The sequence below is a fragment of the Brevundimonas sp. UBA7664 genome (assembly GCF_002483305.1).
Lineage (GTDB): Bacteria > Pseudomonadota > Alphaproteobacteria > Caulobacterales > Caulobacteraceae > Brevundimonas.
In genome coordinates this window covers 1-19,655 of the sequence record NZ_DLHQ01000057.1, presented here as the reverse complement: position 1 = coordinate 19,655, position 19,655 = coordinate 1, and the positions used below count along the sequence as shown (strand labels likewise).

The following is a 19,655-nucleotide window of genomic DNA, read 5'->3' as shown; positions in this document are numbered from 1 at the left end:
GGGGCGGCGGTTTTGCTTTGGGCGCTTGATCTGAAACTTCCAGAGAGAGACGGTCGTATCTCGGTCATGGCGCGCACCGTCGCCGCCGCCGGAGGAACCGCCCATGTCCCGTCGCGCCCTCGCCAGCCTTGTGTTTCTCGTCCTCGCCGCCTGCTCGCCGGGCGCGCCGGCCGAGAGCGCGGCCTCAGGCCCCCAGGCCGCCGACAGCGGCCGCCGCGAGGTCGCGGTCTTCGCCGGCGGGTGCTTCTGGTCGGTGGAGGCGAATTTCGAGCGTATCCCCGGCGTGGTCGAGGCGGTGTCGGGCTTCGCCGGCGGCCGGGCCGCCAATCCGACCTATGACCAGGTGGTCCGCGGCGGAACCGGCCACCTCGAGGCGGTCCAGGTCACCTTCGATCCGGCCCGCATCAGCTATCGCCAACTGGTCGACCGATTCTGGCGGACCATCGATCCCACGGACCCCGACGGCCAGTTCTGCGACCAGGGCGCATCCTATGCGACCGCCGTTTTCGCCAGTCCGGCCCAGAAGCCGGCCGCCGAGGCCTCGCGCCGCGCCGCCGTCGCCCGGATCGGGGCCGCCCGCTTCGTGACGCCCGTTCGCGACGCCGCGCGGTTCTGGCCGGCGGAGGCTTATCACCAGGATTTCGCCCGATTGAATCCGGCCCGATATGCCGGCTACAGCCGGTTCTGCGGCCGGGCCGCACGCCTGCGGGCCGTCTGGGGCGAGGCCGCCTGACTGTGGCCCTGCCGCCACCCCCAATCGCCGTCACATCAATGTCATATATCTGTCGCCGACGCGTTCGATTCCGCGCCTAGAGCGAACCCAACTCGGTCAATCTCGTCATCTTTGCGCCCGGCATTCGGCCGGAACGAGACGGCCAAGAGGGGATGCTCTTCAGATGCACATCAAAACGCTTGGCTGTGGCGTGTCGCTCGCCGCGCTCACTCTCATGGCCTCGACGGCCGTCTACGCCCAGGAGACGACCGGCGCGATCCGGGGTCGCGTGCTGACCGCCGACGGCGCCGCCGCGGCGTCCGCGACCGTCACCATCACCCACCAGCCGACCGGTACCACGGTCAGCACGGTCACCGACGGCAGCGGCTTCTACAGCGCCCGCGGCCTGCGGGTGGGCGGTCCCTACACCGTCGCGGCGACCTCGTCGTCCGGCCAGGGCGCGACCGAACTGTCGGCCATCGGCGTCGGCGACGCGGCGAATGGCGACGTGGTGGTCTACAGCGAGACCGCCAGCGCGCTGGAAGAGGTTTTCGTCTCGGGTCGCCGCTTCTCCAACGACTTCGGCGCCGGCTCGGCCTCGAACTACGGCGCCGACACCATCCAGTCCCTGCCCTCGATCAGCCGCGACCTCAAGGACGTGGCCCGTCTCGACCCGTTCGCGACCATCGACGCCTCGAACGATGACGCCCTGTCCTTCGGGGGCGTCAACACCCGCCTGAACCAGCTGACCATCGACGGCATCCGCCAGAACGACGAGTTCGGCCTGAACGGCAACGGCTATCCGACCCAGCGCTCGCCGATCTCGCTGGATTCGGTCGAGGCGGTGAACGTCTCGGCGGCTCCGTTCAGCGTCATCAACAACGGCTTCATCGGCGGCTCGATCAACGCCGTGACCAAGTCGGGCGGCAACTCGTTCTTCGGCTCGGCCTTCTTCGAGAAGAGCGACGACAGCATGCTGGGCGATCGCTACTGGGGCTACGGCCCGAGCGGCTTCCAGGAGCGCCGCACGTACAACCGCGTGTTCGATGAGCAGACCTGGGGCGCGACCCTGGGCGGCCCGATCATCGAGGACACGCTGTTCTTCTTCCTGTCGTACGAACTGTACGAGTCGGAGTTCTCGCTGAACGAAGGTCCGGCCGACGCCGGCTTCGCCAACCCGATCCCGCGCATCACCACGACCGCCGTCGAGAATTTCCGCAACGCCGCCCAGACCCGCTACGGTTACGACACCGGCTCCTTCGTCAACGTCGCCCCCCCGGTCGAGGACGAGAAGATCCTCGCCAAGGTCGACTGGAACATTACCGACGATCACCGCCTGGCCATCACCTTCCAGGAGACGATCGGCAACTCCTTCAACGGCTCGACCTCCTCGGCCTTCCTCAACGGTGGTTCCACCAGCGTGCCGCGACTGGCGCTCGAGTCGAGCCAGTATCTCAAGGACGAGCGTCTCACGACCTGGAACGCCCAGCTGAACTCGCAGTGGACCGACGCCTTCTCCACCGAGCTGCGCTTCGGCTACAAGGAAACCGAAACCACCCAGATCCCGGTCGGCGGCCTGACCGTCGGTCAGGTGACCGTCTCGGTCTCGGACCTGGCGGGCGTGACCGCCGGCGGCGGCAGCCCCGCCATCCAGTTCGGCGCGGACAATTTCCGCCACGACAACTACCTGTACAGCGAGAACACCAACGCCGAGCTGATCGGCCGTTACAATGTGGGCGCCCACGATCTCCTCTTCGGCCTGCGGACCGAGCGTCGTGACTTCCTGAACGTCTTCGTCTCCCAGTCGCTGGGCACCTGGACCTTCTCCAGCTTCGCCAACTTCCAGGCCGGCACGGCGGCCAGCCTGTTCATCCGCGGCGCGGTCGACCCCACCGGCGGCACCGTGCCCGCCTCGTTCGGCACCGCCCGCGACGGCGCCGTCGAGTTCGGCTACGACCTCAACTCGCTCTATGCTGAAGACACCTGGCAGCTGACGGACGAACTGCGGATCTCCTACGGCCTGCGCTACGACTGGTTCGGCATGGACGACCAGCCGCCGCTCAACACCGGCTTCGAGACCCGCAACGGCTTCGCCAACACGGCCAACCTCGACGGCCGCGACCTGTTCATGCCGCGGTTCGGCTTCAACTGGACCCCGGGCGACTGGACGATCTCGGGCGGCATTGGCCGGTTCTCGGCGATCGGCACCAACGTGCAGATCGGCAACCCCTTCGGCAACAACGGCGTCAACATCACCAACGCCGTCTGCACCGGCCCGCTCACCGGCATCACCGACCTGTCGGTCGTGCCCGCGGGCGCCAACTGCACCTTCACCCCGGGCAACGGCAGCGTTGTGGCCCTGGATCCGAACTTCGAAGTTCCGAGCGCCTGGAAGTACAACCTGACGGTCGCCCGCGACTTCAGGCTGCCGCTGATCGAGGACTTCCGCCTGCAGGCAGACGTCCTGTTCAACGACTTCGAGAACGCCCTCTACTACACGGACCTGCTGGCCACCGAGATCGGCACGGCTCCTGACGGGCGCCCTGTCTATTCGCACCCGGCCGGCCCGGTCGGCTTCGACCTGCTTCTGACCAATCTCGAAGAGGGCGGTTCGTCGTTCTCGACCGCGATCACGGCGCAGAAGGACTGGGTCGAGGGTGTGTTCGAAGGTCTCGACGTTCGCGCGACCTACACCTATACCGAGGCCGAAGACGGCAACCCGATGACCAGCTCGCAGCCGGACTCGTCGTTCGTCCGCTTCGCCTCGTCGGACCACAACAACCCGGTTCTGGCCACCTCTGACTATGAGATCCGGCACCGCTTCTCGGTCAACGCCCACTGGGCCCGCGAGCTGTTCGGCGACAACGAGACCTCGGTGAACCTGTTCGTTCAGCGCCGGTCGGGCCTGCCCTACTCGTTCGTCTATCACAGCAGCCGTACGGGCAACTTCGACAACGACTTCGGCAACGCCGTGCCGCAGTCCTACTCGGGCGCCCTGGGCACCTCGAACCAGCTGTTCTACGTGCCGCAGGTGGACTCCAACGGTCTGGTCACCGCTGTCAGCGATCCCCGGATCACCTACTCCGGCATCAACCTGGCCGACTTCAACGCCTTCCTGCAGAACACCGGCCTGATCAAATACGCCGGCTCCATCGCGCCGCGGAACGCCTTCCGCTCGGCGGCGGTCACGACCGCGGACGTCCGTCTGTCCCAGGAGATCTCGGTGCCGTTCGTTCCGACCGGCAAGGTCAAGCTCTACATGGACATCGAGAACATCGGTAACCTGATCAACGAGCACTGGGGCGTCACGGAGCAGTACCCGTTCTATCGCGGCGTCGGCACCGTGGTGCTCGATTGCCGGGTCGGCGGCGTCGCCGGTTCGTGCGCGAATCCCGCCGCGGTCTATCGATACTCCTCGCTGCAGAATGCCGGCCCTGGCGGCTCTCTGGCCGGTGAGGCCCGTCGCCCGATCGCGCAACTGCCGGCCTCGACCTGGCAGATCAAGGTGGGCGCGCGGTTCGAGTTCTAGAACCGACGCCTGACATCACGACCAGGAGGGGGCGGTCCGGAAACGGGCCGCCCCTTCTTGCTTTCAGGCGCCGGCGGCCGCGGAACCCATGTCGTGCGGGACCGGAACCCGGCCCATACGTTGAAGTCGGACGCCGCCGTGTCTATCTGGCGCGGCTACCCTTCCCGCCGAGGATCGACCCGCCCATGACCACACCCATCCCCGCCGAATGGTCGCCGCACCGCGCCATGTGGGTCGGCTGGCCCAGCCACGGCGAACTGTGGGAGGATAACCTCGAGCCGGCCCAGGCGGAGGTCGAGGCCCTGGTCCGCGCCCTGGCCGGTCCGGGCCGCGAGCGGGTGAGGCTGCTGGTCGGCAAGCCGGAAGCCCTGGACGACGCCCGCGCGCGGTTCGCCGGCGTGGGGGACGTCGAGGTGATCGACGGCCGTTTCGGCGACATCTGGCTGCGCGACACCGGTCCGATCTTCGGCCCCGGTTCGGCCACGGCCGCGGCCTTCCGCTTCAACGGCTGGGGCGGGAAATACGAGCTCGAGCATGACGACACGGTCGCGGACCAGATCGGCAAGGCCGCAGACACGCCGCTGGACCGGCATGATTTCATCCTCGAGGGCGGGGCGCTGGATCATGACGGGCAGGGGACCATCGTCACCACCCGGCAATGCCTGCTGAACCCGAACCGCAACCCCGGCTGGACCGAAACGAAGGCCGAGGCCGCGCTGGCGGCGTCGCTCGGCGCGCGCAAGGTGCTGTGGCTGGGCGACGGTCTGCTCAACGACCACACCGACGGCCATGTCGACAACCTCGCCCGGTTCGTCGCGCCGGGCGTGGTCGCCTGCCCGATCGCCTGGGGCCGGGGGGATCCCAATGACGAGGTCTATGACGCCATCGCCAAGGCGCTGTCGGCGATGACGGACGCGACCGGCGCGCCTCTCAAACTGCTGCGCCTGCCGTCGCCCGGCTTCATCGGCGATGAGGACGAGCGGCCGATCCCCGCCAGCCATATGAATTTCCTCATCGCCAACGGGGCCGTCATCGTTCCGACCTATGGCGACGCCCGCGCCGCCGACCTCGTCTGTCAGGGGCTGCAGACCGTCTTCCCGGACCGTGAGATCATTCCGTTGCCGTCGATCGCCATCCTGTCGGGCGGCGGATCCTTTCACTGCATCTCCCAGCAGGAGCCCGCCTGATGGCCCGTACGCTCTCCGTCGCCGCGCTGCAGACTTCTTATGGCGAGGACCTGCAGGCGAATATCGACAAGACCATCGCCCTCATCCGCGAGGCGGCCGGCAAGGGCGCCCAGGTCATCCTGCCCTCGGAACTGTTCCAGGGCCCGTATTTCTGCGTCTCGCAGGAGGAGAAGTGGTTCGCCGGCGCCCATCCGTGGCGCGACCACCCCTGCGTCACCGCGCTCCAGCCGGTCGCGGCCGAGCTCGGCGTCGCCATCCCCGTCTCGATCTTCGAGCGCGAGGGACCGCACTATTTCAACTCCATGGTCATGCTGGACGCCGACGGCTCGGCCCTCGGCGTCTACCGCAAGAGCCACATCCCCGACGGCCCCGGCTATCAGGAGAAATACTATTTCCGGCCCGGCGATACGGGCTTCAAGGTCTGGAACACCCGCCACGGCCGCATCGGCGTCGGCATCTGCTGGGACCAGTGGTACCCCGAGACCGCGCGCGCGATGATGCTGCAGGGGGCCGAGGTGCTGTTCTACCCGACCGCCATCGGCTCGGAACCGCATGACAAGGAACTGGACACCGCGGACCCGTGGCGGCGCGCCATGCAGGGCCACGCAGTGTCCAATGTCGTGCCGGTCGTCGGCGCCAACCGCATCGGCCATGAACGGGTCAATGAGGCCGGCCAAGTCTTCTACGGCTCGTCCTTCATCGCCGACCATCGCGGCGACCTGGTCGAAAGCTTCGGCCGCGAGGACGAGGGGGCGCTGGTCCACACCTTCGACCTCGACTACATCGACCGGCACCGCGCCGCCTGGGGCTTCTTCCGCGACCGGCGGACCGACCTCTACGGCTCGCTGGTCAGTCCCCGCCCGGCCTAGTACCCCGTTCGCCTCAGGGCTCGCCGCTCCGCCGCGCAGGCGGGGTTGGTTAGGCCTTCGGCACGGGCGGCGGCGACCTCGACCCGCGCGGCCTCGAGATCGGCGCCGAATTCGGGGGTCGCGGCGGCGCGTTCGTAGACGGTCCGCCCGATCTGAAAGCCGTCGGTGACGTCGGCATGCCAGTTCACCCGGCACAGGGCCCGGCTGAGGCCGATGTCGAGCCCACGCGTCCGCGCCGCGTCCGTCCGGTCAGGCGCCAGGGCCGCGAACATCTCGCCATAGGCCGATCCGGCGACTGCGCCGCTCGCGGGCCAGGAGGGGCTGTTGCGCGTCACTGCGTCGATCCGCACGCAGGGCTGAAGATCGGGCCGCTCAGCGACGGGGCGCCGGCGCGGTTCTCGTTCGGCCAGAATGGCGGTGACGCGGAGTGAGTCCGTCAATAGCCGGTTCATCAGCCGCATCAGGGCCGGGCGCGGGCGCTGCGCCAGCCGGGTCCCGAGGACGCAGTCGAAATGCTGGGCGGCCTCGGGCGGCCGCAATTCGGCCTGGGCGATGGCCAGCCACCAGCGATCCGAGCCCGGCGCGGCCAGATCGAACACCGCCTGTTCGGCGTCAGGATGCACAGGATAGGGGGTGAAGCCCGCGGTGGCGGTCTGGACGGCCTGCGCGTCCAGATAACCTTCTACCGGCGGGGCGACGGCCAGGGCGCTCGCCGCGGCGCAACCGCCCGCCAGGAGGCAGGCGGCCACGGCACCGGCGGTTTTCACCGGCCGGCGGTCCAGTCCAGTTGCACGTTGGTCGGGCCGTCCGCGACCGGCGTGGCGACCACGCGCAACAGCTTGCCGCTGCCGTCGCTGGCGGCGGCGCCGTAGGCGCGGGCGTCGCCGGTGTTCATGGCCATGACCGAGGCCAGGCCGGCCGCCTCGGCGCGCTGGCGGTAAAAGTCGACCACGGCGTCGGGCGTGGCGTCAGTGGTGAAGCTGAGGATCCCGCCGGGCCCGTCCGGGCCGCGTGCGACGGTGGCGGGTCCCTGGGCCGCGCCGCCGGGATAGACGACGGCGAAAGCGGGGGCGCCGGGGGCCGCCGGGGTTGCAGCGCCTGCGGCTGTCGCAGGCGCCGCAGTCGGGGCGGCGGCGTCGGCAGCCGGAGCGGCTTCGGCGGCGGCGGCCGGGGCTTCATCCGCGGGGGCCTGGCTGCAACCGGCCATGGCCAGGGTCGCCATCAGTGCGGTGGCCGCGAGGGTGCGCTTCATCCCGTATCGTCCTTAAGAAGACTGTCTCTGAGCGGCTCCACCGTGGCGGAAGCCTGCGGCGGCGGCAAGGCGGGTTCGCGCCTTCGCCGCGGCGCGAATGACGCAGCCGTCAGCCGGTCGCGGCGTCCGCCTCGCCGCCCCCGCCGTCGACGGCTTCGCCGTCGGCGCCGGTCGCGTCCTCGCCGGTGTTCTTGACCGGATTGGGGTCGGCCGGGGCAGGCGGTTGCGGATCGGCCATCGCCATGCCCTCGCTGGCCAGCATGGCGTCTATGGCTTCCTGGTCGGGATCGATCTCGGATCCGGAGGCGGAGCCGCCCTGCAAGGTCCCCGCGCGCGTGTCCGACCCCATGCCGCTGCCGGTCAGGGCCTCGGTCAGGGCGTCAGGGGTGCGGCCCAGATCGGGCTTCTCGCCCATGTCCTCGGCCTCGCGGGCGTCGGCGGTCTTGTGCGGGTCGGTCATGGGGAGGCTCCTTCGCCACACATAGCGACTCGCGCCGGTCAGGGTTCCGCATACGAAAAGGGCCGGGATCACGATCCCGGCCCTCCGATTGCTGCACCGTCGGGCGATTTACTTCCCGAACAGCTTGTTCCAGCGGCGCTTGTCGCGGTTCTTCCACGACCCGCGGTGATAGGCGTCCGAGCCGATCAGCGGCACCACCGTGGTGGCTTCGGCGAAGACCATCTGCTCGTGGGTGGTCTGCACCTTGCCCCACGAGGCGGCTTCCTTGAGCGTCGAGGACGAGCAGGCGCCGTCGCGCACGTCGGCGACCGTGATCTGGACCGCATAGCGGTGCATCTCGGCCTCGACGCCGAGGATCTCGGCGCAGACGACGGTGTCCTGGGCGAAGTTCTTGGGCACGCCGCCGCCGACCATGAACAGGCCGGTGACGCCCGCGGCGATCTTGATGTCGGTCAGTTCGCGGAAGTCGGCGACCGCGTCGATCATCAGATACGGCTTGCCCTCGGCCATCCGCTCCTTCTGGTGCTTGACCAGGCCGAAGCCGGCCGAGCTGTCGACGAAGGCCGGGCAGAAGATCGGCACGCCCTCTTCATAGGCGGTCTGGATCAGCGAGCCGGGCTTCTTCGCATTGCCTTCCGACAGCCATTTGCCCATCTCCCAGATGAACTCGCGCGAGGAATAGCCGCGCGGCTCCAGCTGGTTGCAGATCTCCAGGATGGTGTGATCGCAGGCCTGGAGCTCTTCCTCGTCGATATAGGTGTCGTAGATCCGGTCGATGTAGTTGTCGCGCAGGACGTTGTCGTCCACCTCGCCGGCGGCCTGGTAGTGTTTGAAGCCCAGGGCCTCGAAGAAATCCATGTCGACGATCGAGGCGCCGGTGGCGACCACGGCGTCGATCATGCCGAACTTCACCATGTCGCGGTACACATGCATGCAGCCGCCGGCCGAGGTCGAACCGGCGAGGATCAGCCACGGCGAGCAGTCCTTGTCCTCGATGGCCATGTTGAAGATGTCAGCCGCCCGGGCCGTGTCGCGGCTCGAGAACGACATCTTGCGCATGCTGTCGATGATCGGACGGGCGTCGAACGAGGTGATGTCGACGTGCTCCACCGTGTTCTGGAGCAGCTGGGCCTTCTGGTTGGTCTGAACGGGAGCGTTCATTGCAAGGGTTTCCCTTTGGTTTGAGCGCCCGTCGTCAAAAGAAACAGCGGCCCGGACGGAGCGACGGGCCGCTGCTGAGTACAACGCGAAAGCGACGGTTTAGCGCCGCGACTTCTTCCGCTGGCCGGCCTTGCCCTTCGGACGCGACAGGCGAACCACCTTGCGCGCGGCTTCTTCCGCCGTGGTGCGCACGGTCGGAATGGACCGCGGCGCCAGGCCGTAGAGCGAAGCCATCGGAGCATCCTCGACGCCGGCGATGTCGTGTTCGCCGTAGCCGTTGAAGCCGGTCGACATGGCCACGCCATAGGCGCCCAGCATGCCGATCTCGATGAAGTCGCCTTCCCGCACATCAGCCGGCAGCCAGAACGGTCCCGGCATGTGGTCGATGGAGTCGCAGGTCGGGCCGTAGAAGCGGAACGGCTTCAGCTCATTCGCGCTCGCGCCGTCCCGGACCAGCTTGGTCGGGAAGGGCCAGCGCGAATGCGTCGCGTCGAACAGCGAGCCATAGGACCCGTCGTTCAGATACAGGGCGTCGCCCTTGCGCAGATCGACCCGGCACAGCACCGACGACGACTCGGCGACCAGCGCCCGGCCGGGCTCGCACCACAGCTCGGTCGTTTCCGACACCGGCATCTCGTTGAAGCCGCGATGGATGGCGTCGGCGTATTCCTGCATGTCCGGCGGGACCATGCCCGGATAGACCGAGGGGAAGCCGCCGCCGACATCGACGATGTCCACGAACACGCCCGCGCGGGTGATGGCGCGGCCGACCTGGGCCATGGCGGCCTCATAGGCGGACGGGCGCATGCACTGGGACCCGACATGGAAGCAGACCCCCATCAGCCCGTCCTTGACCGCCTGGCGGGTGGCCAGCAGCAGGGACGGGGCATGATCCGGCGAGACGCCGAACTTGCCCGACAGGGAATAGGCCGCGCCGTCCGCCGACACCGTCATCCGGACCAGCAGGTTCAGGTCGGTCGCGTTGCCGGTGGCGTCGATGATCTTGGCCAGCTCGTCATGGCTGTCCAGCGAGAAGGTGCGGACGCCATGCTCGAAATAGGCCTTGGTGATCGCGCCGCGGCTCTTGACCGGGTGCATGAAGGCCAGGCGCGCGTCGGCGCTGACCGAACGGACCAGTTCGATCTCGGCGAGCGAGGCGACGTCAAAGCCGGTGACTCCAGCCTCCACGAGGGTCTCGATGACCCACCGCGAGGGATTGGCCTTCACCGCATAGAAGACGTCGGCGTTCAGATTGTCCTGGAACCAGCGCGCCGCTACGGAAACCGAACGCGGTCGCACGAGGGCGACGGGACGTTCAGGGGACCGCTCGCGGACCAGGTCCAGGGGAAATGGATACGTGCGCAATTCACGTAAACCCCTGTAATTGTTAAACCCAGCCGGCGTTAGCAGCGCAACGTATAGACCACGGGGTCCGCCGGAAGCCGCGATGTAGGGTCACGGGCCTGTCATGTAAAGCGGTTTTTTCTAGGCGGACTCTGGGTTTGGCCGGGGATCTGTCAGCCCCCGGATCGAGTCCCGGCGGCGCCGCGGACCGAACAGGCCTGCTTGTGCAGGTCGCGCCAGTCCCCGCGGGACAGCCCCCTGCCGTCGCGCTGGACGAAATCGCCGCGGACGTGCCATTAAGACTTGCCTCGCAAGCCCGATCGGGCGATGCGGCGCGCCCTTGCAACCGCTTCCAGCGTGTCCATGACCTCACCCGCCGCCGCCGTCGCGTCCGTCAGGGACGTGTCCAAGACTTTCGGTGCCCGAAAGGCCCTGAACGGCGTGTCCGTCGAGGTCGCGGCCGGAGAAATGGTCGCCCTCATCGGCCCCTCGGGGTCGGGCAAGTCGACGCTCCTGCGCTCGATCACCGGCCTCCAGAGCATCGACCCCGGCAAGGGGACGATCAGCGTCTTCGGCGAGGTCGTGCAGAAGAACGGCCGCACCACTGGGGCCACCCGCGCGGCGCGCCAGAAGCTCGGCATGATCTTCCAGCAGTTCAACCTGGTTGGCCGGCTGTCGCTGTTCTCCAATGTCATGCTGGGCGCGCTTGGCCGCATTCCCGGCTGGAAGGGCATGCTCGGCCTCTGGCCCGCGGCCGACAAGCAGCGCGCCATGGCGGCCCTGCATCGCGTGGGCGTCTCCGACTACGCCGCGCAGCGCGCCAACACCCTGTCCGGCGGCCAGCAACAGCGCGGCGCCATCGCCCGCGCCATGGTCCAGGGCGCCCAGGCCATCCTCGCCGACGAACCCGTCGCCTCGCTCGATCCCGTCTCGGCCCGCAAGGTCATGGAATTGCTGGTCGAGCTCAACAAGCGCGACGGCTTCGGCGTCATCGTCACCCTGCACCAGGTCGACTACGCCATCCGCTACTGCGATCGCGTCATCGCCCTGAAGGCCGGCCAGATCGTCTATGACGGCCCGGCGACAGGCTTGGACACGAAGCAACTGATCGACATCTACGGTCCCGAGTTCGAGGACGCGTTCTGGGAAACCAAGGCATGACCCTGCCCCTGTTCACCCGCCGTCTGGCTCTCGCCGCCGCGCTCGTCCTGGGCGTCGCCTCGTGCGGCGGCGGCGACGACACCAAGGCCGGCGGCGCGCCGACCGAAATCACCTTCTCGATCCTGTCGGCCGAGGGCCAGGCGTCCGCCGGGCCGCTGTGGCAGCCCCTGCTCGACGACATGTCGAAGGCCATCGGCGTGCCGGTGAAGCCCTATTTCGGCTCGAACTACACCGTGCTGGTCGAAGCCATGCGCGGCAACCAGACCCAGGTCGCCTGGTTCTCGGCCAAGCCGGCGGTGGAGGCCATCGACCGCGCCGACGCCGAGGTCATCGCCCGCACCGTCAACAAGGAAGGTCTGGACAGCTACCGCTCGACCCTGATCGTCCGCGCCGGATCGGGCATCACGCTTGAGCAGGTCCTGGCCTGCGGCAAACGCTATGATTTCGGCATCGGCGACGCCCAGTCGACCTCGGGCACGCTCGCGCCCATGGCCTTCCTGTTCAACCCGCGGAACATCGCCCCGGCCGAGTGCTTCAAGACCGTCCGTTCGGCCAACCACCAGTCCAACGCCTTCTCGGTCGCCTCTGGCGTGCTGGACGTCGCGACCTCGAACACGGTCAACACCGTCTTCCTGCGAAAGCAGAATCCCCAGGTCGCCGCCCAGATTCAGGAAATCTGGCAGTCGCCCCCGATCCCCGAGAGCGGCATTCTCGTGCGTGAAGACCTGGATCCGGCGCTGAAGGAAAAGATCCGCAGCTTCTTCCTGACCTACGGCCAGGGCGAGGGGGCTGAGGCCGAGCGCCAGCGCCAGGTTCTGGCAGGGCTGGAGTATTCGCGCTTCAACGCCGCCGACGACGGCTACCTGAACCCGATCCGCGAAATGATCGCCGACCAGCAGCTGAACGAGGCGCGCGCCAAGGGAGACACCGCCGCGGCTGCGACGGCCGAGCGTGAACTGCAGCGCCTGCGCAGCCTGCGCGAGGTCCAGCCTTGACCGACGCCGCCGCAAAGCCCGGCGCATCCGGCATTCCCAACCCGCCGTCCAAGTCGCTCGGCGCGTGGCTGCTCGACCTCCTGATCTGGGGCGGGGTGGCCGCCGTGCTGATCTACAGCATCAAGGCTGTCGACCTGGGCAACATCTCCAAGCTGTTCAGCAATTCCGAGGCGACGCGCAATTTCGCCCAGGAACTGTTGAAACCCGACTTCTCTGACTGGCGGCTGTTCGTCGCCAAGATGTGGGAAACGGTGCAGATCGCGCTCTGGGGCACCTTCCTGGCCGTGTTCGCAGCCATTCCGATGGGACTGGCCGCCGCGCGCAACATCGCCCCTGCCTGGGTGGTCACGCCGGTCCGCTGGGTGATGAACATGCTGCGGTCGATCCCCGACCTCGTCATCGGCCTTCTGTTCGTGGTGGCGGTGGGTCTCGGCCCCCTGCCGGGCGTGCTGGCCATCGCCCTGAACACCGCCGGCGTGCTGGCCAAACTGTTCTCCGAGGCGGTCGAGTCCATCGACAAGGGACCGGTCGAGGGCGTGCGCGCCACGGGCGCCTCCAAGCTGCACGAGATCGTCTGGGGGGTGATCCCGCAGGTCGCCCCGCTGTGGACCTCGTTCGCCCTCTACCGCTTCGAGTCCAACAGCCGCTCGGCCACGGTGCTGGGCCTGATCGGCGCGGGCGGCATCGGTCAGGTCCTGTTCGACCGCATGAACGCCTTCGATTTCCGCGACGTGTCGGCCGTCGTGATCATCGTCGTCATCGCCGTGACCCTGATCGACATGCTGTCCCAGGCCATGCGCAAGCGCCTGCTTTAACAGTCGCTGCACCGCCCATTGAAAAGCCCGCCTCCGCGATCGCGGGGGCGGGCTTCTTTCTTTCCGCACTCGATCAGGCCGGGCGCAGATCCGGCGGCGTCGCCTCTTCCGTCAGAATGCGGATCGCCTCGTCCAGCGACACGACCTCCTGCGCCTGTGAGCCCAGACGGCGGATCGCCACCGTGCCCGCCTCGGCCTCGTTCTTGCCGACCACGGCGATGACCGGGACCTTGCCGACCGAGTGTTCGCGCACCTTGTAGCCGACCTTCTCGTTGCGCAGGTCCAGCTCGGCGCGCAGCCCGACGGCCTTGAGCCGGGCCACCACGTCGCGGGCATAGTCGTCGGCCTCGGAGACGATGGTCGCCACCACGATCTGCGTCGGCGCCAGCCACAGCGGGAAGGCCCCGGCGTAGTTCTCGATCATGATGCCGATGAACCGCTCGAACGAGCCGAGGATGGCCCGGTGCAGCATGACCGGCCGGTGCTTCTGGCCGTCCTCGCCGATATATTCCGCATTCAGCCGCTCGGGCAGGACATAGTCGAGCTGCAGCGTGCCGCAGGTCCAGGTCCGGCCGATGGCGTCCTTAACGATGAAGTCCAGCTTGGGCGCGTAGAAGGCGCCGTCGCCCTCGGCGATGACCGGGTCGACCCCGGCCAGCCGCGCGGCCTCGCCCAGCATGGCCTCGGCCTTGTCCCAGAACGCGTCCGTGCCGGCGCGCACCTCCGGCCGGGTGGCCAGGGCGATCTCGTGCGTCGTCATGCCCAGATCGGCGTGGATCACCTGGGTCAGCCGGATGAACCGTTCCGTCTCCTCGACGATCTGGTCCTCGCGGCAGAAGATGTGGGCGTCGTCCTGGGTGAAGCCGCGCACCCGCATCAGCCCGTGCAGGGCGCCCGACGGCTCATAGCGATGGCAGGCCCCGAACTCGGCCATGCGCAGCGGCAGTTCGCGATACGACCGCTGGCCCTGGTCGAAGATCTGGACGTGGCCGGGGCAGTTCATCGGCTTGAGGGACAGGGTCTCGCCCTCGACCGTCTCGCAGACGAACATATTGGGCCGGTATTTCTCCCAGTGGCCCGACTTCTCCCAGAAGGTCCGGTCCAGCACCTGGGGCGTCTTGACCTCGACATAGCCGGCGGCGTCCAGCCGGCGGCGCATATAGTCCTCCAGTACGCGCCACAGCACCCAGCCCTTGGGGTGCCAGAAGACCATGCCGCGGCCTTCCTCCTGCATGTGGAACAGGCCCATGGCCTTGCCGATGCGCCGGTGGTCGCGCTTCTCGGCCTCCTCGACGCGCAGCAGATAGGCGTCGAGGTCCTCCTTCGAGGCCCAGGCCGTCGCATAGATGCGCTGCAGCTGCGGATTGCGGTGGTCGCCGCGCCAGTAGGCCCCCGCCAGCTTGGTCAGTTTGAAGGCCTTGCCGACGAATTTGGTCGAGGGAAAATGCGGCCCCCGGCACAGATCGACCCAGTCGCCCGTGGCATAGGTGGTGATCGTCTCCGTGCCCGGCAGGTCGCGGATCAGCTCGGCCTTGAACGTCTCACCCTTGCCCTCGAACAGTTTGATCGCCTCGTCCCGGTCCCAGACCTGACGGACCAGCTTCTCGTCGCGGTCGACGATCTCGGCCATCTTCTTCTCGATGGCGGCGAAGTCGTCCGTCGAGAACGGCTCCTCGCGGTGGAAGTCGTAATAGAAGCCGTCCTCGATCGCCGGGCCGATGGTCACCTGGGTGCCGGGGAACAGCTCCTGCACCGCCTGCGCCAGCACGTGGGCGGCGTCGTGACGGATGGTCTCCAGCGCCTCCGGATCATCGCGCATGATCAGCTTGAAGTCGCCGGACCCGCCCAAGGGCCGGTCGAGGTCGCGCTGCTCGCCGTTCAGGGCGACCAAGGCCGCACGCTTGGCCAGCGACGGCGAGATGGAGGCGGCGACGTCACGGCCCGTGGCGTCGTCGGGATACTGGCGCGAGGCGCCGTCGGGAAATTTGAGGTCAATCATCGTTTCGTCTTCACGGGCGGGACCGGATCGTATTTCCAGCCCTCGCTGAGGGGGTGGCATTTGCAGAGGCGTCTGACCGTGAGCCATCCCCCCTTGAGCGGTCCGTGCAGGATCAGCGCGTCCCGCCCGTAGTCGGAGCAGGTCGGCCGGAACCGGCACGACTGCCCGATCAGGGGCGACAGCGTCAGCTTGTAGCCGCGATGGGCCAGCCGCACGCCGCGTTCATAGAGAGTTCCGCCGGAAGCCATGTCGCCGCGCTTATCCCCTGCAATGCGCGCAGGAGCAACGGGCTCTAGGCCGCGCCGGCGAGGCTAGTTCGCGTATCGGCCCGATCCCGCGTTACCGGACGCCCCTGGGCCTGCCGCACCGCGTCCAGCGTCGCCTCGATCGCGACCATGGTCGAGGCGTGGCGCGCCGGATAGTCGGCGACCTGTTTCAGCGCCCTCAGGCCCTCGAACCGGCCCGTCGGACCCTCGTCGCCGGCCTTCAGCATGGCGGCCATGGCGTCACGGGCGGCGACGATCTCGTCGAGCGTCGCACCGATGACGGCCTCGCCGAGCACGCCGGCCGCCGCCTGTCCGAGGGCGCAGGCCTTCACATCCTGGGCGAAGGTCAGGACCCGGGCCGTCTCGTCCAGCGTCACATCGACAATGGCTTTTGAGCCGCACAGCTTGGCGACCCGCTCGCCCGTGCCCTCAGGCGCTTCCAGCCGTCCGCTGTGCGGCAGATTGGCCGCCAGCCTGAGAATACGCGCGCTGTAGAGCTCGTCGATCATGGGCGGAATATAGGCGATCAGCTGCCCTGAAGCGAGTTCCAGGTGCGGGCCTGATCCACCGCCCCGCCTCCGGCCCGGGCTTGAAGCCACGCAAGATTGCGATCGGCGGCTTCCGGCGGCAGGTCGCGGCGCAGGATCTGCTCGGCCTCGCCCAGGTTCCCCGTCAGGCCCAGCACCATGGCCAGGTTCAGCCGCACCTTCAGCGAGGCGCCCGGCTGGGCGGCGGCGCGGCGCAGCAGGGGCTCGGCCGAACCGGCGTCGCCGCGGGTCATGGCCGAGATGGCCATATTGGTCAGGACATCGGGATTGTCGGGCGACAGGACCAGGGCCTGGGCCCAGGCCGCGCGCGCGTCGTCGGCCCGGCGCACCTGCTCATAGGCCGCGCCCAGCAGGGACCACGCCCGCCAGTCGTCGGGCCGGGCGTTCCTCGCGCCTTCCAGCGCCGCGATTCCGTAGAAGGCCTGACCGCGCGCGATATGGGCGCGTCCGGCCTCCAGCATGGCCTCGACATTGGCCGGCTGAACCACCAGCACCTTGCCCGCCATCTCGGCGGCCTGGTCGAACCGGCCCAGTTCGCGCAGCGCCTGCGCCGCCTTGACCCCGGCCACGGGGTCCATCGGGTTGATCTCGGCCTGTTCGGTCCAGAAGATCTGGCGGCTCAGGGCGTCGGTGCGGTCATAGGCGGCCCGCACGTCGGCCGTCGCCGGCTGACGCGTCGCCGGCGCCTGGGTCGGCGGCGCGGTGACGGGATCGGCCAGGGCGGGCGTGGCCAGGCCGGCCAGCAGCAGGCCGATGGTTGCGATACGGGCGGTCGTGCGCGACATGGAAGGCGCTCCGGAAGGGTTCGGTCCGAGACTCGGCCCTTCCCGTCAATCCTTGGTTAAGATCGGCTCCCTTGAGCCGGAAAGGCCGCCTTCCATGTCCGTCCTGCACCCCGACCTGCTGACCGCCGAGGCTGAGGGCGCGATTCCGGTGCGTTTCGTGGGACCGGATGTCCCGGTCGACGCGGCGCTCCGGGGCTGGGCCGACGCCAACGGCTTCAAGGGCAAGCCCGGTCAGCTGCTGGTCGCCCCGGACGGACTGGGCGGAATCGCCGCGGTCCTGGTCGGCGTCGGCGACGCCTTCGATCCGATGGCCGCCCGCGCCCTGCCGGCGAGACTGCCGCCGGGCCTGTACCGCCTGGAGGCCGGACCGGAGGACGCACGCCGGGCCGCCCTGGCCTTTCTGCTCGGGGCCTATGTGTTCGACCGCTACAAGGCGAAACCCGACCGCGACAAGGTGCGGCTGGTCGCGCCCGAGGGCCTGGACGTCGAGGCCGCCCTGCGCATCGCCTCCGCCTGCGCCCTCGCGCGCGAGATGATCGACACCCCCGCCGCCGACATGGGGCCCCTGCAGATCGAGACCATCGCCCGCGAGATCGCCGCCGCCTCCGGCGCGACTATCGCAGTCACCACCGGCGACGCCCTGCTGGAAGACAACTATCCCGCCGTCCACGCCGTCGGCCGCGCCGCCGCGCCGCACCGCGCGCCGCGGGTGATCGAGATCGGCTGGAACCTCGACCGGGCCGACCTCCCGCTGGTCGCCCTGGTCGGCAAGGGGGTGGTGTTCGATTCCGGCGGTCTGGACATCAAGGCCGCCGCCGGGATGCGCAACATGAAGAAGGACATGGGCGGCTCGGCCCACGCCCTCGCTCTCGGCCGTCTGGTCATGCAGTCAGGCCTGCCCGTGCGTCTGGTGGTGCTGGTGGCGGCGGTCGAGAACGCCATCTCCGCCGACGCCTTCCGCCCCGGCGACATCCTCAACAGCCGCAAGGGACTGACGATCGAGATCGGCAACACCGACGCCGAGGGCCGGCTGATCCTGGCCGACATCCTGACCCGGGCCGGCGAGCATTCGCCCGATCTGACGCTCGACTTCGCCACCCTGACCGGCGCCGCGCGCATCGCCCTGGGGCCGGACCTTCCGCCGCTCTATTCCGACGACGAGGCCCTTGCCGCCGACCTGCTGGAGGCGGGCCGCGCGGTGGGCGACCCGCTATGGCGGATGCCGCTGTGGCCCGGCTATCGCGCCGCGCTCGACACCGAGATCGCCGACCTGCGCAACGATTCCGCCGGATGGGCCCAGGCCGGGTCGGTCACCGCCGCCCTGTTCCTGCAGAGGTTCGCCCCGACGACGGGCGTCTGGGCGCATATGGATATCTTCGCCTGGAACCCCCGCGCCCGTCCGGGCTGGCCAGAAGGCGGCGAGGCCCAGGCGCTGAGAGCGTGTTTCGCGATGCTGGGCCGGCGGTACGCGTAGGGTGGAGGGGCGAGGGTCGAGTGGGAAACGGGAAGATCGGATCAGACCCCACAACCCCTCATCGCCAAACCCTCATCCCCAATCCCTTGACCTTCGACCCTCCCGTTAACGGCCCTTTCGCCTTCATGGGTCAGGATGCCGGCTCAATCGAACGAGCCCACGTTTGACCGCAGTCGCCGCCAGCCTTGATCCCCGCACCACCCTCGCCCGGCCCGATCTGGCCGAGCAGGCGCTGGAAGGAGTCGTGCGCGCCGCCGCCTTCCGCGCGGTGCGGGCGATGCATTGCGCGGTCCCGGTGGCCGACATCCAGGCCGAGGCCGTGGCGGGGGAACATCCCGTCGATCAACTGATTTTCGGAGAGGCCTTCGACGTCCTAGAGACGCGCGAGGAACTCGTCTGGGGCCGGGCCCGCCGCGACGGGGTCGTCGGCTGGGTGCTGCGGGCAGCCCTCAAGGACGGGGCCCCCCTGGCCACCCACCGGGTCGGATCGACCGCGCAGGCCCTCCCGCTCAATGCCCTGATTGTCGAAGCGGGCGACGTGCCGGGCCTGGCCCCCATCGGCAGCTTCGCCGCCGAGCCCGTCGATGTCGCCGAAGGGCTCCTGGGCACGCCATACAAACTGGGCGGCCGTTCATCGCTCGGCACGGATTGCTGCGGCCTGGTGCAACAGGCGCTCTACGCCTGCGGCCGCGCGGCCCCGCGCTATGCCGACCAGCAGGCGGAACTCGGACAGGCCGTGGCGGCGGGCGAGGCCCGGCGCGGCGATCTGGTGATCTGGCTGGATCCGGACGAGGGACCGTGGAACGGCCACGCCGGCTTCATGCTCGACGGCGGCCGCGTGCTGCACGCCGTCGGCCGGCTGGGCGGCGTCGTGATCGAGCCGTTCGCCGAAGCCGACGCCCGCCATCGCGTCGCCGGCTCGGCCGGACCGGCGATCCGCCGCCTCTGAGCCGAACGAAAAAGGGCGGTCCGAAGACCGCCCTTCCCGAAATCGATGGAACCGGCCGGACCTAGCGGTTCGGCGGGGCCGGGCTGGTGGCGGCGGGCTGCGCGGCGCCGGTGGCCGTCGTCGCGGGCTGGGCCGCTGCGCCCGTGGTC

General features: G+C 68.9%; 18 protein-coding genes. 9 read left to right on the top strand and 9 right to left on the bottom strand.

From position 1 onward, the window contains the following. Positions 1-103: 103 nt before the first annotated feature. The 4 genes from msrA to aguB all read left to right on the top strand — a co-directional run bounded on the left by msrA (position 104) and on the right by aguB (position 6,297). A complete protein-coding gene (gene msrA, locus B2742_RS13515; RefSeq protein ID WP_292067253.1) occupies positions 104-733 on the top strand; it encodes a peptide-methionine (S)-S-oxide reductase MsrA in 630 nt (209 codons plus the stop codon). 163 nt (positions 734-896) lie between these two features. Continuing rightward, positions 897-4,241, top strand: a complete 3,345-nt coding sequence (locus B2742_RS13510; protein WP_292067251.1) for a TonB-dependent receptor — start codon at positions 897-899, stop codon at positions 4,239-4,241. 185 nt (positions 4,242-4,426) lie between these two features. Beyond that, positions 4,427-5,428, top strand: coding sequence for an agmatine deiminase family protein (locus B2742_RS13505; protein ID WP_292067248.1), 1,002 nt, complete (start codon positions 4,427-4,429; stop codon positions 5,426-5,428). After that, the gene (gene aguB / locus B2742_RS13500; RefSeq protein WP_292067246.1) at positions 5,428-6,297 is read left to right on the top strand and encodes an N-carbamoylputrescine amidase; all 870 of its coding nucleotides are present in this window, start codon (positions 5,428-5,430) and stop codon (positions 6,295-6,297) included. Before B2742_RS13505 ends, aguB begins: the two co-directional genes overlap by 1 nt. Here the strand turns inward: aguB and B2742_RS13495 are convergent. From B2742_RS13495 to B2742_RS13475, 5 genes are all read right to left on the bottom strand, one after another. Then, entirely contained in the window at positions 6,294-7,064 is a 771-nt protein-coding gene (locus B2742_RS13495) for a PA-phosphatase (RefSeq protein WP_292067243.1), read from the bottom strand. The two genes, aguB and B2742_RS13495, sit on opposite strands and share 4 nt — an antisense overlap. After that, positions 7,061-7,549: a hypothetical protein gene (locus tag B2742_RS13490; RefSeq protein WP_292067241.1), complete on the bottom strand. Its 489-nt coding sequence runs from the start codon at positions 7,547-7,549 to the stop codon at positions 7,061-7,063. Before B2742_RS13490 ends, B2742_RS13495 begins: the two co-directional genes overlap by 4 nt. Before the next feature lie 109 nt (positions 7,550-7,658). After that, positions 7,659-8,009 carry a ribonuclease gene (locus B2742_RS13485; RefSeq protein ID WP_292067239.1) on the bottom strand — a complete coding sequence of 117 codons (351 nt, stop codon included), beginning with the start codon at positions 8,007-8,009 and terminating at the stop codon, positions 7,659-7,661. 108 nt (positions 8,010-8,117) lie between these two features. Beyond that, complete coding sequence (locus B2742_RS13480; RefSeq protein WP_292067238.1) at positions 8,118-9,170, bottom strand: 1,9-bis(guanidino)-5-aza-nonane synthase; 1,053 nt, start codon at positions 9,168-9,170, stop codon at positions 8,118-8,120. A 99-nt stretch (positions 9,171-9,269) separates the two neighbouring features. Next, positions 9,270-10,535: a type III PLP-dependent enzyme gene (locus tag B2742_RS13475; protein WP_292067236.1), complete on the bottom strand. Its 1,266-nt coding sequence runs from the start codon at positions 10,533-10,535 to the stop codon at positions 9,270-9,272. A gap of 342 nt (positions 10,536-10,877) precedes the next feature. On the opposite strand from B2742_RS13475, the gene phnC reads away from it, so the two are divergent. Genes phnC through phnE form a run of 3 tightly spaced genes read left to right on the top strand, consistent with a single transcriptional unit; the run spans position 10,878 to position 13,485 of the window. After that, complete coding sequence (phnC, locus tag B2742_RS13470; protein ID WP_292067234.1) at positions 10,878-11,675, top strand: phosphonate ABC transporter ATP-binding protein; 798 nt, start codon at positions 10,878-10,880, stop codon at positions 11,673-11,675. After that, complete coding sequence (phnD, locus tag B2742_RS13465; protein WP_292067231.1) at positions 11,672-12,670, top strand: phosphate/phosphite/phosphonate ABC transporter substrate-binding protein; 999 nt, start codon at positions 11,672-11,674, stop codon at positions 12,668-12,670. The genes phnC and phnD overlap by 4 nt, the downstream gene beginning before the upstream one ends. After that, positions 12,667-13,485: a phosphonate ABC transporter, permease protein PhnE gene (gene phnE, locus B2742_RS13460; RefSeq protein WP_292067229.1), complete on the top strand. Its 819-nt coding sequence runs from the start codon at positions 12,667-12,669 to the stop codon at positions 13,483-13,485. The genes phnD and phnE overlap by 4 nt, the downstream gene beginning before the upstream one ends. 73 nt (positions 13,486-13,558) lie before the next feature. Here phnE and thrS read toward each other — a convergent pair whose 3' ends face one another. From thrS to B2742_RS13440, 4 genes are read right to left on the bottom strand one after another with little or no spacing between them, the layout of a single operon-like run. Continuing rightward, a complete protein-coding gene (gene thrS / locus B2742_RS13455; protein WP_292067228.1) occupies positions 13,559-15,484 on the bottom strand; it encodes a threonine--tRNA ligase in 1,926 nt (641 codons plus the stop codon). Continuing rightward, on the bottom strand, positions 15,481-15,732 hold the full coding sequence (yidD, locus tag B2742_RS13450) for a membrane protein insertion efficiency factor YidD (RefSeq protein ID WP_292067226.1): 252 nt from the start codon (positions 15,730-15,732) through the stop codon (positions 15,481-15,483). Before yidD ends, thrS begins: the two co-directional genes overlap by 4 nt. 44 nt (positions 15,733-15,776) lie before the next feature. After that, positions 15,777-16,259, bottom strand: a complete 483-nt coding sequence (locus B2742_RS13445) for an iron-sulfur cluster assembly scaffold protein (RefSeq protein WP_292067224.1) — start codon at positions 16,257-16,259, stop codon at positions 15,777-15,779. Positions 16,260-16,276: 17 nt separating this feature from the next. Then, the gene (locus B2742_RS13440; RefSeq protein ID WP_292067221.1) at positions 16,277-17,083 is read right to left on the bottom strand and encodes a tetratricopeptide repeat protein; all 807 of its coding nucleotides are present in this window, start codon (positions 17,081-17,083) and stop codon (positions 16,277-16,279) included. 94 nt (positions 17,084-17,177) lie between these two features. Between B2742_RS13440 and B2742_RS13435 the strand changes: the two genes are divergently transcribed. Together B2742_RS13435 and B2742_RS13430 are read left to right on the top strand one after the other, a co-directional pair. After that, a complete protein-coding gene (locus tag B2742_RS13435) occupies positions 17,178-18,557 on the top strand; it encodes a leucyl aminopeptidase family protein (protein ID WP_292067219.1) in 1,380 nt (459 codons plus the stop codon). Positions 18,558-18,720: 163 nt separating this feature from the next. Continuing rightward, the gene (locus B2742_RS13430; RefSeq protein WP_292067217.1) at positions 18,721-19,506 is read left to right on the top strand and encodes a C40 family peptidase; all 786 of its coding nucleotides are present in this window, start codon (positions 18,721-18,723) and stop codon (positions 19,504-19,506) included. Positions 19,507-19,655 lie beyond the last annotated feature (149 nt).

Excerpts from the sequence above, each read along its gene's own strand:
- msrA (WP_292067253.1), top strand. The coding sequence starts at position 104 with ATGTCCCGTCGCGCCCTCGCCAGCCTTGTGTTTCTCGTCCTCGCCGCC.
- B2742_RS13510 (WP_292067251.1), top strand. The coding sequence starts at position 897 with ATGCACATCAAAACGCTTGGCTGTGGCGTGTCGCTCGCCGCGCTCACT.
- B2742_RS13505 (WP_292067248.1), top strand. The coding sequence starts at position 4,427 with ATGACCACACCCATCCCCGCCGAATGGTCGCCGCACCGCGCCATGTGG.
- aguB (WP_292067246.1), top strand. The coding sequence starts at position 5,428 with ATGGCCCGTACGCTCTCCGTCGCCGCGCTGCAGACTTCTTATGGCGAG.
- B2742_RS13490 (WP_292067241.1), bottom strand. The coding sequence starts at position 7,549 with ATGAAGCGCACCCTCGCGGCCACCGCACTGATGGCGACCCTGGCCATG.
- B2742_RS13485 (WP_292067239.1), bottom strand. The coding sequence starts at position 8,009 with ATGACCGACCCGCACAAGACCGCCGACGCCCGCGAGGCCGAGGACATG.
- B2742_RS13480 (WP_292067238.1), bottom strand. The coding sequence starts at position 9,170 with ATGAACGCTCCCGTTCAGACCAACCAGAAGGCCCAGCTGCTCCAGAAC.
- phnC (WP_292067234.1), top strand. The coding sequence starts at position 10,878 with ATGACCTCACCCGCCGCCGCCGTCGCGTCCGTCAGGGACGTGTCCAAG.
- phnD (WP_292067231.1), top strand. The coding sequence starts at position 11,672 with ATGACCCTGCCCCTGTTCACCCGCCGTCTGGCTCTCGCCGCCGCGCTC.
- thrS (WP_292067228.1), bottom strand. The coding sequence starts at position 15,484 with ATGATTGACCTCAAATTTCCCGACGGCGCCTCGCGCCAGTATCCCGAC.
- yidD (WP_292067226.1), bottom strand. The coding sequence starts at position 15,732 with ATGGCTTCCGGCGGAACTCTCTATGAACGCGGCGTGCGGCTGGCCCAT.
- B2742_RS13445 (WP_292067224.1), bottom strand. The coding sequence starts at position 16,259 with ATGATCGACGAGCTCTACAGCGCGCGTATTCTCAGGCTGGCGGCCAAT.
- B2742_RS13440 (WP_292067221.1), bottom strand. The coding sequence starts at position 17,083 with ATGTCGCGCACGACCGCCCGTATCGCAACCATCGGCCTGCTGCTGGCC.
- B2742_RS13435 (WP_292067219.1), top strand. The coding sequence starts at position 17,178 with ATGTCCGTCCTGCACCCCGACCTGCTGACCGCCGAGGCTGAGGGCGCG.